Consider the following 15049-nt stretch of genomic DNA (forward strand, 5'->3'; position numbering starts at 1 on the left):
CCCGGTGCCTGATTATCATGCCCTCGTAAGGGAAAACAGATGAAAGCGGCTATCGCCCAGATCAACACAGCGGCCCTGCGCCACAACCTCGCCGTGGTGAAACGCCACGCCCCTCAATGCAAGATCATTGCCGTGGTCAAGGCCAACGCCTATGGCCACGGCCTGCTGCCGGTCGCCCGCACCCTGGTGGATGCGGACGCCTACGCGGTGGCCCGCATCGAAGAGGCGCTGATGCTGCGCTCCTGCGCCGTGGTCAAGCCCATCGTGCTGCTGGAGGGCTTCTTCAGCGCCGCCGACCTGCCGGTGCTGGCGGCCAACAACCTGCAGACCGCGGTGCACACCTGGGAGCAGCTCGAAGCGTTGGAGCAGGCGGAGCTGCCTGCCCCCGTGGTGGCCTGGCTCAAGCTCGACACCGGCATGCACCGCCTCGGGGTACGGGCCGAGGAGATGCCCGCTTTTATCGAGCGCCTCGGCAAGTGCAAGAACGTGGTGCAGCCGTTCAACGTCATGACCCACTTCAGCCGCTCCGATGAGCTGGAGCAGCCCACCACCCGCGAGCAGATCGACCTGTTCAGCCAGCTGACCGCGCCGCTCAAGGGCGAGCGGGCCATGGCCAACTCGGCGGGCATCCTGGCCTGGCCGGATTCCCACTGCGATTGGATCCGCCCCGGCGTCATCCTCTACGGCGTCTCCCCCTTCCCTAATACGGTGGCGGCGGATTACGACCTGCAGCCGGTGATGACCCTCAAGACACAACTGATCGCGGTGCGGGATCACAAGGCGGGCGAGCCGGCGGGTTATGGCGCCAACTGGGTGTCGGATCGCGATACCCGGCTCGGGGTCATTGCCATCGGTTACGGCGACGGCTATCCGCGCATGGCCCCCAACGGCACACCTGTGCTGGTCAACGGCCGCATCGTGCCTCTGGTGGGTCGCGTCTCCATGGACATGACGACAGTGGATCTCGGCCCCGGCGCCACCGACAAGGCCGGTGACGAGGCGGTGCTCTGGGGGGAAGGGCTGCCGGTGGAGCGGGTGGCCGACCAGATCGGCACCATTCCCTATGAGCTCATCACCAAGCTCACTTCCCGGGTGTTTATGGAGTATGTGTAGGCGAGTCGCCCCTCATCCCCGACCCTTCTCCCGCAAGGGGGGAAGGGAGAACAAAAAGGCCGCCCCGACAAGGGCGGCCTTTTTCATGGGCGTGTCCCAGAGACGAAAGAACAAGCCCCGCATCTGCGGGGCTTGAGTCTCCGTCACTATGTGGCGCTTAGCCTATGGTCATCAGGCTGGCGTTGCCACCGGCGGCGGCGGTGTTGACCGAGAGGGCGTGCTCGATGAGCAGGCGCTCCAGCGGGATGTCGGTCTCGCCGCGATGCAGGCCGTGCACGCCGATGATGGCGCCGTTACGGGCTGCCTGGCGCGCGGCGGCGAGCTTGCTCACCTCCCGCAACTGATCCGAGTCGCCGTGGTGCAGCAGGGCATCGAAGTCCGTCTCTCCCGTGGCCCAGTCCGCCACCAGCGCGATGGGATCCCGCACCTCGGTCGGCAGGGAAGAGAGCAGGGAGCGTGTCTGGGCATCGTCCGGCAGCAGCACCTGGCTGCCGACCGCCAGACAGGCGGCCAGCTGGGCCAGCAGGTCGGCCTTCTCCTGGGCAAGACAGAGCACCCGTTCCCGTGGCAGCAGGCTGTAGCTATTGCGCTCGCCGGTGGGGCCGGTCAGCAGCTGGGTACGGCCGCTCTGGGAGAGCGCGGCGTAGTGATCGCACAGGGCGGCGAGGGCCGGATCCTGCTTGCTCGCCCAGCCGCGCAGGGCCACGAGGGGGGCTTTCGCCTCGGCATGCAGGGCACCGGACTCCTGGTGCAGCTGGTTGGCCACCGCCTCCTGGGGGCGGGCGCCGAGCAGGCGATACATGTAGAGCGGGCCACCGGCCTTGGGACCAGTGCCGGAAAGCCCTTCCCCGCCGAAGGGTTGCACCCCGACCACGGCGCCCACGATGTTGCGGTTGACGTAGAGGTTGCCCACCTTGGCCACGTTCACCACCTGGGCGATGGTCTCGTCGATACGGGTATGAACACCCAGGGTCAGGCCGTAGCCGCTGGCGTTGATCTGCTCGAGCAACTCCCCGAGCCGGGTGCGCGGGTAGCGGACCAGGTGCAGCACAGGGCCGAACACTTCGCGCCCCAGTTCGTCCAGGCTGTCGAGCTCGATCAGGGTCGGCAGCACGAAGGTGCCGCGGCTGCAGGCATCCCCCTGGGTGCGGGCGATCTGGTGCACCTTGCGCCCCTTGTCGCCCATGGCCTTGATGTGGCGCTCGATGTTGGCCTTGGCCTCGGCGTCGATGACGGGGCCGATGTCGGTGGAGAGGTGCTCGGGGCTGCCGACCTTGTACTCGGCCATGGCGCCCTTGAGCATCCGGATCACCCGATCCGCCACGTCATCCTGCACGCACAGCACTCGCAGGGCGGAGCAGCGCTGACCGGCGCTGTCGAACGCCGAGGAGATGACATCCATCACCACCTGTTCGGTCAAGGCGGAGGAGTCGACGATCATGGCGTTCTGGCCGCCGGTCTCGGCGATGAGGGGAATGGTGCGACCCTGGGCGTCGAGGCGACCGGCCAGGTTGCGGGAGATGATGCCCGCCACCTCGGTGGAGCCGGTGAACATGACGCCGCGCACCCGTTCGTCCGCGATGAGCGCCGCACCCACGGTCTCACCACGGCCCGGCAGCAGTTGCACCGCACCGGCGGGAACCCCCGCTTCCAGCAGGATGCGCACCGCTTGTGCCGCGATGAGGGGGGTCTGCTCGGCAGGCTTGGCCAGCACCGTATTGCCGGCGGCCAGGGCCGCGCACACCTGGCCGCTGAAGATGGCCAGCGGGAAGTTCCAGGGGCTGATGCAGACCACGGGGCCGAGCGGTCTGTGGGTGTCGTTGGCGAAGTGGTTGCGCGCCTGGGCGGCGTAGTAGCGCAGGAAGTCCACCGCTTCGCGCACCTCGGCGATGGCGTTGGCGAAGGTCTTGCCGGATTCGCGAACCAGCAGGCCCATCAGGGGTTGCAGTTCGGATTCCATCAGGTCGGCGGCCCTGTCCAGCACGGCGGCCCGCTCGGCTGGCGGGGTGGACTGCCAGATCTGGCCGCTCGTGAGGGAGCAGGCGAGAGCCTTGTCCACCAGCGCTACCGTGGCTTCGCTCACCTGACCGACGACATCGCGGTGATCCGCCGGGTTGAGCACGGGCTGGAACTGGGTCGGCGCCTCGGTATCGCAACCCAGCATGGGCACGGCCTGATAGGCGGTGTTGGTGCTGGCGAGCAGGGCGGCGGAGAGTGACCCCAGGCGGTGCTCGTTCGCGAGATCCAGACCTGCGGAGTTCGGGCGCGCCTCGCCGTAGAGATCCCGGGGCAGGGGGATGCGCGGATGGGGCAGACCCAGGGCCCCTTCACGGGCGGCCATCTGCTCGATCTGCTGCACCGGATCCTGCACCAGATCCGAGAGGGAGATGTTGTTGTCCGCGATGCGGTTGACGAAGGAGGTGTTGGCCCCGTTCTCCAGCAGGCGGCGCACCAGGTAGGCGAGCAGGGTCTCGTGGCTGCCTACCGGGGCATAGATGCGGCAGGGGCGACCCAGCTTGCCGTCGGCCACCTTGCCGACCACCTGTTCGTAGAGCGGTTCACCCATGCCGTGCAGACACTGGAACTCATACTGGCCCGGGTAGTAGTTCTGACCCGCCAGCTGATAGATGGCAGACAGGGAGTGGGCGTTGTGGGTGGCGAACTGGGGATAGATGGCCTCGGGCACCGCCAGCAGCTTGCGGGCGCAGGCGAGGTAGGAGACATCCGTGTAGGGCTTGCGGGTGTAGACCGGGTAGCCTTCCAGCCCTTCCTGCTGGGCGCGCTTGATCTCGCTGTCCCAGTAGGCGCCCTTCACCAGACGGATCATCAGGCGGTGACGGCTGCGCTTGGCGAGATCGATGACGTAGTCGATCACATAGGGGCAGCGCTTCTGGTAGGCCTGGATGACGAAGCCGATGCCGTTCCAGTCGGCGAGGGATGGATCGAAGCAGAGCTTCTCCAGCAGATCGAGGGAGATCTCCAGCCGATCGGCCTCCTCGGCGTCGATGTTGATGCCGATGTCATACTGCCTGGCGAGCTGGGTCAGGCCCAGCAAGGTGGGATAGAGCTCCTCCATGACGCGATCGTACTGGGCGCGGCTGTAGCGCGGATGCAGGGCGGAGAGCTTGATGGAGATACCCGGCCCCTCGTAGATGCCGCGACCGTGGGAGGCCTTGCCGATGGCGTGGATGGCCTGCTCGTAGGAGGCCAGATAGCGTTTGGCGTCCTCCTCGGTCAGGGCCGCTTCCCCCAGCATGTCGTAGGAGTAGCGGAACCCCTTGCTCTCCATGCCGCCTGCGTTCGCCAGCGCCTCGGCGATGGTCTCGCCGGTGACGAACTGTTCACCCATCAGGCGCATCGCCATGTCGACGCCCTTGCGGATGAGCGGCTCACCCCCCTTGCCGATGAGTCCCTTGAGGGAGCTGTTCATGCCCGCCTCGTTGTGGGTGGCCACCAGCTTGCCGGTGATGAGCAGACCCCAGGAGGCCGCGTTGACGAACAATGAGGTGCTCTGACCCAGGTGCTGGCTCCAGTTGCCGCCGCTTATCTTGTCGCGGATGAGGGCATCCCGGGTCGCCTTGTCGGGGATGCGCAGGAGCGCCTCCGCCAGGCACATCAGGGCCACCCCTTCCTGGGAGGAGAGTGAGAACTCCTGAAGCAGTCCCTGGACCAGGCCCTGACGGCCGCTGGCGCTCTTCTGGTTGCGCAGCTTCTCGGCGATGCCCATGGCCAGCTTCTGGGTCGCGTCAGCCTTCTCCTTGGGCAGACGGGCCTGCTCCAGCAGCATGGGGACGGCTTCGGTCTCGGGGCGACGATAAGCCCCCGTGATGGCGGCCCGCAGCACGGACTGGGGCAGAATGCTCTCGGCAAACTCGAGGAAGACCTGGATGCCCTGCTCGGTCAGGGTCTCTACGGCCTCTTCCCCGGCGGCGGCAGCCAGCCCGGAGTGCTCGGGCGGGGTCAGACCGCGATCCAGTTGCTCCAGATAGGTGAAGATGGCTTGCTTGATCAGCCAGTGGGGAGTGCGATCCAGGGTCTGCGCAGCCTGTTTGAGGCGGTCGCGGGTCGCTTCATCGAGTTTGACGCCGAGGGTGGTAGTGGCCATGGGACTTCCTGTGTCTAGAAGGTAACAATATTACCGGACGGTTAAATTTCGCCGATGATGGTGCAACCAGGTGCAACCTTCAAGCAAGAAATTTTAATGTATTGGTTACATTGTTGAATTCCTCCATGAATCCGGTCTCCATCAGACTCCTTTCAAACCCGCCGCTTGTCCGCTTTTCACAGCATTATTAATGGGTTGGCAATGCATCTTATGAATGCTGATGTGAGGTGCAACCCCTTGCAAATGTGGTTGCACTTTTGGGGGTTAGACCGAGGTGGGGCGGTGATCACGGCTCCCCATGCGGGGAGGGGGACCGGATCGCCACCTGACAGAGCCCCGTGCTCTTCTATGCTGTTAGCTGGCCACAGGGGCCAGCTATCGGTGACAAGGAGAAACCCATGGCGCGTGTCAGTACCTATCTCAATTTTGCCCGGGAGACGGAGGCTGCCTTCCTCTTCTATCGCGAAGTGTTCGGCGGTGACTTCAGCGGCCCCATCCACAGGTTCAAGGAGTCCCCGGGTTGCCCGGGCCAGCCCCCTTTGTCGGAGGAGGACGGGGAGCTGGTGATGCATGTGGCCCTGCCCATCCTTGGGGGCCACGTGCTGATGGGCACGGATGCTCCGGCCAGCATGGGGTTCACCCTGGTGCAGGGCAACAACAGTTACCTCAACCTGGAGCCGGACAGCCGGGGCGAGACCGATCGCCTGTTCGCGGCCCTGGCCGAGGGAGGCAAGGTGGAGATGCCGCTGGCGGAGATGTTCTGGGGTGACTATTTCGGATCCCTGGTGGACAAATTCGGCACCCACTGGATGTTCAACTGCCAGAGCAAGACCTGACGGCAGATCTGCAATGAAAAGGGCGCCATGGCGCCCTTTTCATCTTTATTGCCCATCACGGTTCCTATTTGCTGCGCCCCGCCACCTGCGCTGGTATGCCCCGGGCATGGGATTGCCGTGCGCTGCGCTGCCTTATGGCGTGCGGCCCACCATGTCAGCGGGGATCACCCGGGCTCGGATTATCGCTCAGCTGAACTGCGTTATGGCGTGCGACCCACCATGTCAGCGGGGATCACCCAGGCATCGAATTGCTCCGCGTTGAGGTGGCCAGAGGCAATGGCCGCCTCCCGCAGACTCAGCCCCTGATGGTGCGCCCGCTTGGCGATCTCGGCCGCCTTGTCATAGCCGATATGGGGGTTGAGGGCCGTCACCAGCATCAGGGAGCGGGAGAGCAGATCGTCGATCCTGGCCTGGTTCGGGGTGATGCCGACGGCGCAGTGGTCGTGGAAGCTCTGCATGCCGTCCGCCAGCAGCCGCACGCTCTGCAGGACGTTGTAGGCGATCATCGGCCTGAACACGTTGAGCTCGAAGTTGCCGCTGGCACCGCCGATGTTGATGGCCACATCGTTGCCCATCACCTGGGCGCAGAGCATGGTGAGGGCCTCGCTCTGGGTCGGGTTGACCTTGCCGGGCATGATGGAGGATCCAGGCTCGTTCTCGGGGATGAGCAGCTCCCCCAGCCCGCTGCGGGGGCCGCTCGCCAGCCAGCGCACGTCGTTGGCGATCTTCATGAGGGAGGCCGCCAGCGTCTTGAGGGCGCCGTGGGCGTGAACCTGGGCGTCACTCGCCGCCAGGGCCTCGAACTTGTTGGGGGCGCTCACCAGCGGCAGGCCGGTCTGCTCGGCCAGGGTTCTGGCCACCGCCTCGGCAAAGCCTGGAGGGCAGTTGAGGCCGGTGCCCACGGCGGTGCCGCCGAGCGCCAGCTCGCACAGATGGGGCAGGGCGGCCCGTAGATGGCGCTCCCCCTGTTCAAGCTGGGCGACCCAGCCGGAGATCTCCTGGCCCAGGGTGAGGGGAGTGGCATCCTGCAAATGGGTGCGGCCAATCTTGACGATGTGGTCGAAGGCGGCGGCCTTGCCTGCCAGGGTCTGCTTCAGGGCAGCGAGGGCCGGCAGCAACCGCTGCGTGATGGCGGTGACTGCCGCCAGGTTCATGGCGCTAGGGAAGACATCGTTGCTGGACTGGCTCTTGTTTACCTCGTCGTTGGGATGTACCAGCCGCGCTTCCCCCCGGGGGCCGCCGAGCAGTTCGCTGGCCCGGTTTGCCAGTACCTCGTTGAGGTTCATGTTGGTCTGGGTGCCGGAGCCGGTCTGCCACACCATCAGGGGAAACTCGGCGTCGTGCAGGCCGCGCAGGATTTCGTCGGCAGCGGCCATGATGGCCTGGGCCTTGCGGGCGGGGAGCAGCCCCAGGGCGTGGTTGACCCGGGCGCAGGCGGACTTGATGCGGGCCAGGGCATGGATGATCTCCATGGGCTGGCGCTCCCCCGAGATGTTGAAGTGATGCAGAGAGCGCTGGGTCTGGGCCCCCCAGAGCCTGTCCGCCGGGACGGCTATCTCCCCCAGGCTGTCCCGCTCCATCCTGATATCCATGACGTGTCTCCTGCCGTTGAGGTGGTGGCACCCAGCATGAACCCAAACGGCGGCCGGGGCCAGCTTGCACATGGATACGCTTTGTATATAATAAGTAAAACTTACTATATGGCTTGCATATCATGAACAAACAACCGGACACCCTTGGCTTTCTCATCGGCGACGTCCAGCGCCTGATGCGCCGCCAGTTCCAGCAGCAGCTGGAGGGAAGCTGCCTCACCCTGGCCCAGGCCAGGGCTCTGGTGCACATTGCACGCAGCGAGGGCATACGCCAGGTGGATCTCGCCGAGCGGCTGGACATCCAGCCCATCACGCTGGCGCGCCAGCTCGATCAGATGGCCGACAACGGTCTGGTGGAGCGGCGCAGCGACCCCCATGACAGGCGTGCCTATCAGCTCCATCTGACCGAAGGGGCCACCCCCTATCTGGCGATGATCAAACAGGCGTCCGATCTGGTGCATCAGAGGGCCATCGGCGAGCTGGGGGAGGAGGCGACCGAGGCGCTGTGCCGCTCCCTCAAGATCCTGCGTGCCAACCTCGGCCACCTCTGATGCTTTCCTGTGATGCCAACCAACGTGGAGCCATATCATGACCACTGATTCCTCCTCTTCCTCCCGTCCCGCCGCCAACCGGCGCCGCACCCGCCTGCTGTTGCTGGTGGTGGTGCCGGCACTGGCCCTGATCGGCGCGGGCGTTATCTACCTGCAGGGCGGGCGCTATGTGGAGACGGACAACGCCTATGTGAAGGCGGACAAGGTCCCCATCAGCACCGAGGTGCTGGGCCGGGTGGCCAAGGTGTTCGTCGAGGAAAACCAGCAGGTCTGGGCCGGCCAGCCGCTGTTCGAGCTGGATCAGGAGTCCTTCCGGGTCGCCGTGGCCAAGGCCGAGGCGGAACTTGCGAAGGTGCGCACCGATCTGGTGGCGCTGCAGACCAGTTATCGCGGCCAGCAGGCGGAGATCGCCGTGGCCCGCACCCGCCATGCTTATGCCCTGAAGGAGGAGCGTCGCCAGGCGGATCTGGTGACCAGGCACTTCACCTCCACCGCCAATTACGACGATGCCCGCCAGCTCACCATACAGACCGCCCAGCAGCAGGTGGCGCTGGAGGAGGGGCTCAAGAAGATTGAAGCCTCCCTCAGCGGGGACGTGAACCTGCCGGTGGAGCAGCAGCCCGCCTATCAGGAGGCCGCGGCCGAGTTGGCCAAGGCCAGGCTGGATCTGGCTCGCACCACCATCTATGCCCCCGCCAACGGCATCGCCAGCCAGCTGCCCAAGCCCGGCCAGTACAGTCTGGTGGGCATGACCGCCATGATGCTGGTGGAGACCGACACCCCCTGGGTGGAGGCGAACTTCACCGAGACGGAGCTGACCCATGTGCAGCCCGGTCAAAAGGTGGACATCAGTGTGGATACCTACCCCGATGCGCACTGGACCGGTGTGGTGGAGAGCCTTAGCCCGGCCACAGGCTCCGAGTTTTCGGTGATCCCGGCCCAGAACGCCACCGGCAACTGGGTCAAGATCGCCCAGCGGGTGGCGGTGCGGATCAAGCTGGATTCGGGAGCGGATCAGCCCACCCTGAGGGCGGGTCTGAGTGCCACCGCCGAGATAGACACCGGCCATCAGCGCACCCTGCCTGGCCTGTCAGGTCGAGGTTGATATGACGAGCGCAGCCACAGGGCAGGCCGACCAGGCTTCCCGTCGCACCTTCATCACCCTGTCGGTGATGGTGGCAACCATCATGCAGGCGCTGGACACCACCATCGCCAACGTGGCCCTCCCCCACATGCAGGGAGCCATGGGGGCGACCCAGGATCAGATCTCCTGGGTGCTCACCTCCTACATAGTGGCGGCCGCCATCTTCATGCCGCTGACCGGTTTCATTTCGGCAAGAATTGGCCGCAAAAGGCTGTTCATGTGGTCGGTGGCGGGCTTTACCGTTGCCTCCATGTTGTGCGGCGCGGCCCAGAGCCTGGATCAGATAGTGCTGTTCCGCCTGCTTCAGGGGATCTTCGGTGCCAGTCTGGTGCCCCTCTCACAGGCGGTGCTGCTGGACACCTACCCGCCAGAGAAGCACGGCTCCGCCATGGCGCTCTGGGGGATAGGGGTCATGGTGGGCCCCATTCTGGGGCCCTCGCTGGGGGGCTGGCTCACCGAGTACTACAACTGGCGCTGGGTCTTCTACATCAATCTGCCGTTCGGCCTGCTGGCCTGGTTCGGGCTTGCCGCCTTCATCGAGGAGACGAAGATCGATGCCAGCCGCCGCTTCGATCTGCTGGGGTTCGCCCTGCTGAGTCTCGGCATCGGGGCGTTGCAGATGGCGCTGGACAGGGGAGAGTCCCAGAACTGGTTCGCCAGCCGGGAGATCGTCATCGAGACCGCCCTGATGGTGATGGCGTTCTACCTCTTCGTGGTGCATATCTTCACCCACCCGCACCCCTATATAGAACCGGCCCTGTTCCGGGATCGCAACTTCAGCGTCGGTCTGCTCTTCATCTTCATCGTCGGCATCATCTTGCTGGCGACCATGACGCTGCTGCCTCCCTTCATGCAGGGACTGATGGGTTACCCGGTGATCGACGTGGGTTACCTGCTCGCCCCGCGCGGGGTGGGCACCATGGTTGCCATGATGCTGGTGGGCAGGCTGTCGGGCCGGGTGGACGCCCGTTACCTCATCCTGTCAGGGCTGCTGCTCACCAGCTTCTCCATGTGGGAGATGACCCTGTTCAACACGGACATCGGCAGCTGGGACATAGTGCGCACCGGCATCATCCAGGGGCTGGGGCTCGGCTTCATCTTCGTGCCACTCTCCACCATCACCTTTGCGACCCTGGCGCCGCGCTATCGCAACGAGGGGACGGCGCTGTTCAGCCTGGTGCGCAACATCGGCAGCAGCATCGGCATCTCGGTAGTGATCACCTATCTGGCACAGCGATCCCAGATGAACCACGAGGCGTTCGCCGCCTACATCACCCCGTTCAATGTCAACCTGCATCAGGGCGGGGGCATGGCGGAGCTGATGACGCCGAAGGGGCTGGCCATGATCAACGGCGAGGTGACCCGGCAGGCCAGCCTGCTCGCCTACCTGCAGGATTTTCGCCTGATGATGTGGGTCAGCCTGTGCGCCGTGCCGCTGGTGGTGTTGCTGAGGGCTCCCGGGCGCAGCGGCTCTCGGGAGGAGATGGCCATTCTGGAGTGAATCACGAAGGGGTGAGCAACAAAGAAAGAGGGATGGCGCAGGCCATCCCTCTGTCGTTTGGCAGGATCAGCGTGCCGGCGTGAAGGGGGTGAGCGCTGCCAGAGGCGCAGCGTCCCCGTATTCCCGGACGGGCTCGCCGTGCTTGAAGATCTTGAAGGTCTCGCCCCGGGCACTCCAGTACTCGATGTGATCGCCGCCGATCTGCAACAGGCTCGCCTCGCGCAGGGCCACCACGGATTCGCTCGGGTTGATGGCGCAGAATTCGGCCAGACGCTCGTCCCGGGTCTCCCCCATGTGGCCGCTGATGCTGGCGTCCAGATAGTGGGGGTTGATCTGCACGGGGAAGAGCCCCAGCGCAGGCAGCACGACGGCGCTGCACACCGGCATGTCGTTGGTGGTGCGGATGCTGGGGGTGGCCACGTTGCAGCCGGCGCTCCAGCCCACATAGGGCACGCCCCGCTCGCGCACCGCACCCTGGATTGGGACCACCAGACCATACTCGTGCAGCCGCTGGTTCAGGAGCCAGGTATTGCCGCCGCTGATGAAGATGGCGTCGGCCCGGTTGATGGCATCCACCGGATCGTCGAAGTGATGGATGCTGATGGCGTCCACCCCCAGACTCTCGGTGAGCTCCCGGGCGCGGGCATCCCAGTCGCTGCGGATCACCGCGTAGGGGATGAGCAGGATGCGCTTGACCTGGTTGCGAGCGAGCAGGGTTTGCACCCGGTCGCGGGCCCAGCCGAGCAGGCCGGGGTGTTCTGTGGTTTTACCGTTGCTGAGCAGAAGCAGTTCCATGATGTGTCCTCGAAACAAGGCGCAGGACCCGGGCGATCCTGGTGAAGAGAAGAGGGCACTCTACCGCCATCGAAGCGCCAAATGTGTGATCTCGGCCCGTTTTGTACGGTTGCAGGCCACTCAGGGGTGTTCGTTCACCTGCGCGTAGCGCAACAGCATCTCGGCGAGGGAGTTCACCGCCAGGCGTTTCATCAGGCTGGCGCGGCACACCTCGACGGTGCGAACCGAAATGCAGAGATCCTGCGCTATCTGCTGGTTCTTGTGGCCCCGGGCGATGAGCTGCAACAACTGGCGTTCGCGCGGGGTGAGGCGCTCAAAGGCGGACAGATGGGCGAGGCGGGTGGCCGCCGCCTGCGTCGCCTGCTCGGCCCGCTCGATGGCGGCGAGCAGGGGGGCCAGCTGCACCGGTTTTTGCAAGAAATCCACCGCCCCCAGCTTGAGGGATTCCACCGCCAGTGGGACCTCGCCGTGGCCGGTGAGAAACAGGATGGCGATGGGGCTCTGGGCCGCCTTCAGCCGCTGCTGGACCTCGGGGCCAGAGAGCCCCGGCATGCGGCAGTCGAGGATGAGGCAGGCGGGCTGGTGCAGATCGACCTCGGCCAGGAAGCGCTCGCCATCGGTAAAGCTGAACAGCTGTCGCTCGTCGCAGCTCTCCAGCATGTAGCGCAGGGAGTCGAGCACGGCCTCGTCGTCATCGACCAGATAGAGCGGGGGGCGGGAGGGAAACGTCATCTCAGTTACTCGGTGTTGGATGGTGGGTGGGGGTGGCTGAGGTGTGATCCTCGGGTGGCGGCACGGGCAGGGTGACCCGGGCCAGGCAGCCGTGGGGGCTCAGGTTCTCCAGGCTGAACTGGCCGCGATGGCTCTCGACCACCTCCCGGCAGATGGCCAGCCCCAGCCCCATGCCGTCCGGCTTGTCGCTGTAAAACGCCTGCTGAAGTTCGGTCGTGGGGACCTTCAGGCCGGCGCCGTTGTCGCGGATCTCCAGCAGCAGGCTCTGGGCCTCGAAGGCGATCAGCAGCTCGACCCGGGCAGGCTCCTGTGCCGGTGCTTGCGTAGTGGGGTGAGCAGGGGAGTGAACAGCGGGGCGCGCACTCTTCGCTGCACTCTTAGCTGTCCTCTGCGCCGCTCTCTTCGCTGCACTCTCGGCGCCATTCTTGATGAGGTTGACCAGCAGCTGCTCCATCCCGGTGCCGTCCAGAGGGAGCCGGCGCGGCTGGCCTCGCCAGTGCAGGGTGAAGGCGACGTCGAGGGGCGCCAGCATCTGCTCCAGCAGGGGGCGCAACTCCGCCACCAGGGTGGGCAGGTCGCAAGGCGCGAAGCGGGGAGGGCGCTTTTGCAGCCTGGCTCTGAGCCGGTTGACGGTCTGGGTGATGCGCTGGACCTGGAGCCCTATCTGCTCCAGGGCCTGACGCAGGGAGGCCTGGGCGGCAGACTGGGTCGGATCCTGTGCCAATTTGTCCAGTCGCAACAAGGCTCCCTGGCTGTAGTTGGCGATGGCGCTGAGGGGCTGATTGACCTCGTGAGCCACGTTGGCGCCCAGTTCGCCCAGTTCGGCGAGCCGTCTGGCCTGTGCCAGCTGGCGTCCCTTCTGCTCGAGCTGGTGGCGGGCTTTGAGCAGCCGGCGCTGGCTGCGGTTGAACAGGTATTGCAGCAGCAGGTGGTGGCCTCCCAGCAGCAGTACCAGCACCAAAGCACCCCAGCCCCACTGCTGATGCTGGCGCAGCCAGTGCCAGGCCGCTTGCCACCAGGGGCCCTGCAGCGGGTGGCGATCCAGCGCCTTGAGCAGGCGGTCGATGGCAAGCTCGCTGGTGGGCACGGTCCAGCCCGCCGAATCGGCGGCGATGGCCGCCTCGCTATCAGCGGGCAGATCGTACAGCGCGCGGGTTACTGCCAGCGCCAGCGCGGGGGAGGCCCGCTCTGTCTTGGCGAAGGACCAGTTGGGGTAGAGCCGGGTCGAGCTCTGGCAACCAAAGCCGGCCGGCGCCTGATCGTCCAGCACCCGAAACGCCCCCCTGGCGACCTTGCCCTCCCGCTCCATGCGCTCCAGCTGGCACACCGGCACGATGGCGGCGGCCACCTCCCCTGCCGCCAGCCGCTCGATGAGCCGGTCCAGGGGAAAGCCGGTGAACTGCACGGTGGAGAAGAAGCGCTCCAGCCTGACCCCCTGTTCGCCCGCCTCGAAGCGATAGGCGAGGTAGCCGCCGAAGGCGTTCTCCGAAACGGCTGCGACCGCTTGCCCCTCTAAATAACCGTTCCGAAATGTAGATCACTTATCCGGGAAAGAAGGGAACTCGGCGTCGTTTGTGCGATCTGATTAATCGCCAAACCAATCAAACGACAAACGAGCCGAGCCCGAAATGATACTAACACTCCCCGACCATGATGAGCGACGCCGGATCATCAACAAGATGCACCGGACCAAAGATAAAGATCTCTGCCGGAGGCTCAACGCCATCTTGCTCCTTGCTGACGGGCACAGTGTCTCGGCTGTTTCTCGGCTCACAGCCGCCGCCCGGTCATCGATCAATCGCTGGGTGAACTGGTACACCTTGTACGGTCTGGAGGGGCTTGAAAGCGAGCCTCGGGGGCGCAAGCCGGTGCTGCCATTTGCTCACATCTCGGGTCTATTACAGCTGTTGATCCAGTTGTCTCCACAGGAGCTCGGATATCAGCGCTCGCGTTGGAGTACCGAACTGATGGCGCTTGAACTCAAACGGAGTTGGCGCCTGACATTGCATGCTTCAACAATACGGCGATGGCTGCCCAGGCTAGGGATTGTCTGGCGCCGGGCCGCGCCCACTTTGCACATCCGCGATCCCCATAAAGAGCGGAAAATGGCCGCTATCAATGAGGCCTTGGGACGCTGCAGTGCGGACCATCCCGTGTTCTATGAAGATGAGGTGGATATCCACCTAAATCCCAAGCTGGGGGCGGACTGGATGATGCGAGGGAAGCAGAAGAAAGTGGCAACTCCGGGCCAGAATCGCAAACATTACCTCGCTGGCGCCCTGCATGCCGGAACAGGTAACGTGACCTATGTGGCGAGCGATAGCAAAGACACGGACTTGTTCTTGTCACTGCTCCAAACACTAAAGCGGACTTATCGGCGCGCCAAGAGCATCACGCTGATCCTGGATAACTACATCATCCACAAGAGCAAAAAAGCACAGCGATGGCTGGCAAAAAATCCGAAGTTCATCGTGCTTTTTCAGCCGGTGTATTCGCCATGGGTGAACCAGATTGAGCGGCTGTGGCATGCCCTCCATGAAACGATCACCCGGAACCACCAATGCCGCACATTGGGTGAGTTATTACGTCGCGTGTTCTACTTCCTGGATCATGCCGCCCCGTTCCCCGGTAATGGACATGGGCTTATGCAACTGGAGCGAAATTAGGATCAGCTATTTAG

At 64.8% G+C, this 15049-nt stretch carries 10 protein-coding genes and 1 pseudogene; 6 read left to right on the forward strand and 5 right to left on the reverse strand.

Features of this window, described 5'->3' with window-relative positions:
• The first annotated feature begins 39 nt into the window (after positions 1–39).
• Complete coding sequence (alr, locus tag AB5Y54_RS08135; protein ID WP_368153444.1) at positions 40–1113, forward strand: alanine racemase; 1074 nt, start codon at positions 40–42, stop codon at positions 1111–1113.
• A gap of 157 nt (positions 1114–1270) precedes the next feature.
• Here the strand turns inward: alr and putA are convergent, their stop codons facing one another.
• Positions 1271–5218 carry a trifunctional transcriptional regulator/proline dehydrogenase/L-glutamate gamma-semialdehyde dehydrogenase gene (gene putA, locus AB5Y54_RS08140; RefSeq protein ID WP_368153445.1) on the reverse strand — a complete coding sequence of 1316 codons (3948 nt, stop codon included), beginning with the start codon at positions 5216–5218 and terminating at the stop codon, positions 1271–1273.
• Between the two features lie 398 nt (positions 5219–5616).
• Here putA and AB5Y54_RS08145 point away from each other — a divergent pair, with 398 nt between their 5' ends.
• A complete protein-coding gene (locus AB5Y54_RS08145) occupies positions 5617–6054 on the forward strand; it encodes a VOC family protein (RefSeq protein WP_041211205.1) in 438 nt (145 codons plus the stop codon).
• A 200-nt stretch (positions 6055–6254) separates the two neighbouring features.
• Here AB5Y54_RS08145 and fumC read toward each other — a convergent pair whose 3' ends face one another.
• The gene (fumC, locus tag AB5Y54_RS08150; RefSeq protein ID WP_041211206.1) at positions 6255–7646 is read right to left on the reverse strand and encodes a class II fumarate hydratase; all 1392 of its coding nucleotides are present in this window, start codon (positions 7644–7646) and stop codon (positions 6255–6257) included.
• 122 nt (positions 7647–7768) lie between these two features.
• Between fumC and AB5Y54_RS08155 the strand changes: the two genes are divergently transcribed.
• Genes AB5Y54_RS08155 through AB5Y54_RS08165 form a run of 3 tightly spaced genes read left to right on the forward strand, consistent with a single transcriptional unit; the run spans position 7769 to position 10842 of the window.
• Entirely contained in the window at positions 7769–8197 is a 429-nt protein-coding gene (locus AB5Y54_RS08155) for a MarR family winged helix-turn-helix transcriptional regulator (protein WP_201984501.1), read from the forward strand.
• 37 nt (positions 8198–8234) lie between these two features.
• Positions 8235–9302 carry an HlyD family secretion protein gene (locus tag AB5Y54_RS08160; protein WP_201984500.1) on the forward strand — a complete coding sequence of 356 codons (1068 nt, stop codon included), beginning with the start codon at positions 8235–8237 and terminating at the stop codon, positions 9300–9302.
• A gap of 1 nt (position 9303) precedes the next feature.
• Positions 9304–10842: a DHA2 family efflux MFS transporter permease subunit gene (locus AB5Y54_RS08165; RefSeq protein ID WP_103858720.1), complete on the forward strand. Its 1539-nt coding sequence runs from the start codon at positions 9304–9306 to the stop codon at positions 10840–10842.
• Between the two features lie 66 nt (positions 10843–10908).
• Here the strand turns inward: AB5Y54_RS08165 and pepE are convergent, their stop codons facing one another.
• The 3 genes and pseudogenes from pepE to AB5Y54_RS08180 form a co-directional block, all read right to left on the reverse strand.
• Positions 10909–11637, reverse strand: a complete 729-nt coding sequence (pepE, locus tag AB5Y54_RS08170; RefSeq protein WP_201984498.1) for a dipeptidase PepE — start codon at positions 11635–11637, stop codon at positions 10909–10911.
• A gap of 120 nt (positions 11638–11757) precedes the next feature.
• Positions 11758–12369: a response regulator transcription factor gene (locus AB5Y54_RS08175; RefSeq protein WP_201984496.1), complete on the reverse strand. Its 612-nt coding sequence runs from the start codon at positions 12367–12369 to the stop codon at positions 11758–11760.
• A 1-nt stretch (position 12370) separates the two neighbouring features.
• A pseudogene (locus AB5Y54_RS08180) lies at positions 12371–13885 on the reverse strand (PhnD/SsuA/transferrin family substrate-binding protein); the annotation flags it as partial.
• A gap of 112 nt (positions 13886–13997) precedes the next feature.
• On the opposite strand from AB5Y54_RS08180, the gene AB5Y54_RS08185 reads away from it, so the two are divergent.
• Complete coding sequence (locus tag AB5Y54_RS08185) at positions 13998–15035, forward strand: IS630-like element ISAeme16 family transposase (RefSeq protein WP_041206064.1); 1038 nt, start codon at positions 13998–14000, stop codon at positions 15033–15035.
• Positions 15036–15049: the final 14 nt, after the last annotated feature.

It is taken from the genome of Aeromonas sp. s9 (assembly GCF_040907765.1).
GTDB lineage: Bacteria > Pseudomonadota > Gammaproteobacteria > Enterobacterales > Aeromonadaceae > Aeromonas > Aeromonas caviae.

What these genes read in the sequence shown, in the direction of transcription:
- AB5Y54_RS08165 (WP_103858720.1), top strand. Translation starts at nt 9,304, where the DNA reads ATGACGAGCGCAGCCACAGGGCAGGCCGACCAGGCTTCCCGTCGCACC.
- AB5Y54_RS08160 (WP_201984500.1), top strand. Translation starts at nt 8,235, where the DNA reads ATGACCACTGATTCCTCCTCTTCCTCCCGTCCCGCCGCCAACCGGCGC.
- putA (WP_368153445.1), bottom strand. Translation starts at nt 5,218, where the DNA reads ATGGCCACTACCACCCTCGGCGTCAAACTCGATGAAGCGACCCGCGAC.
- pepE (WP_201984498.1), bottom strand. Translation starts at nt 11,637, where the DNA reads ATGGAACTGCTTCTGCTCAGCAACGGTAAAACCACAGAACACCCCGGC.
- AB5Y54_RS08175 (WP_201984496.1), bottom strand. Translation starts at nt 12,369, where the DNA reads ATGACGTTTCCCTCCCGCCCCCCGCTCTATCTGGTCGATGACGACGAG.
- AB5Y54_RS08145 (WP_041211205.1), top strand. Translation starts at nt 5,617, where the DNA reads ATGGCGCGTGTCAGTACCTATCTCAATTTTGCCCGGGAGACGGAGGCT.
- AB5Y54_RS08185 (WP_041206064.1), top strand. Translation starts at nt 13,998, where the DNA reads ATGATACTAACACTCCCCGACCATGATGAGCGACGCCGGATCATCAAC.
- fumC (WP_041211206.1), bottom strand. Translation starts at nt 7,646, where the DNA reads ATGGATATCAGGATGGAGCGGGACAGCCTGGGGGAGATAGCCGTCCCG.
- alr (WP_368153444.1), top strand. Translation starts at nt 40, where the DNA reads ATGAAAGCGGCTATCGCCCAGATCAACACAGCGGCCCTGCGCCACAAC.
- AB5Y54_RS08155 (WP_201984501.1), top strand. Translation starts at nt 7,769, where the DNA reads ATGAACAAACAACCGGACACCCTTGGCTTTCTCATCGGCGACGTCCAG.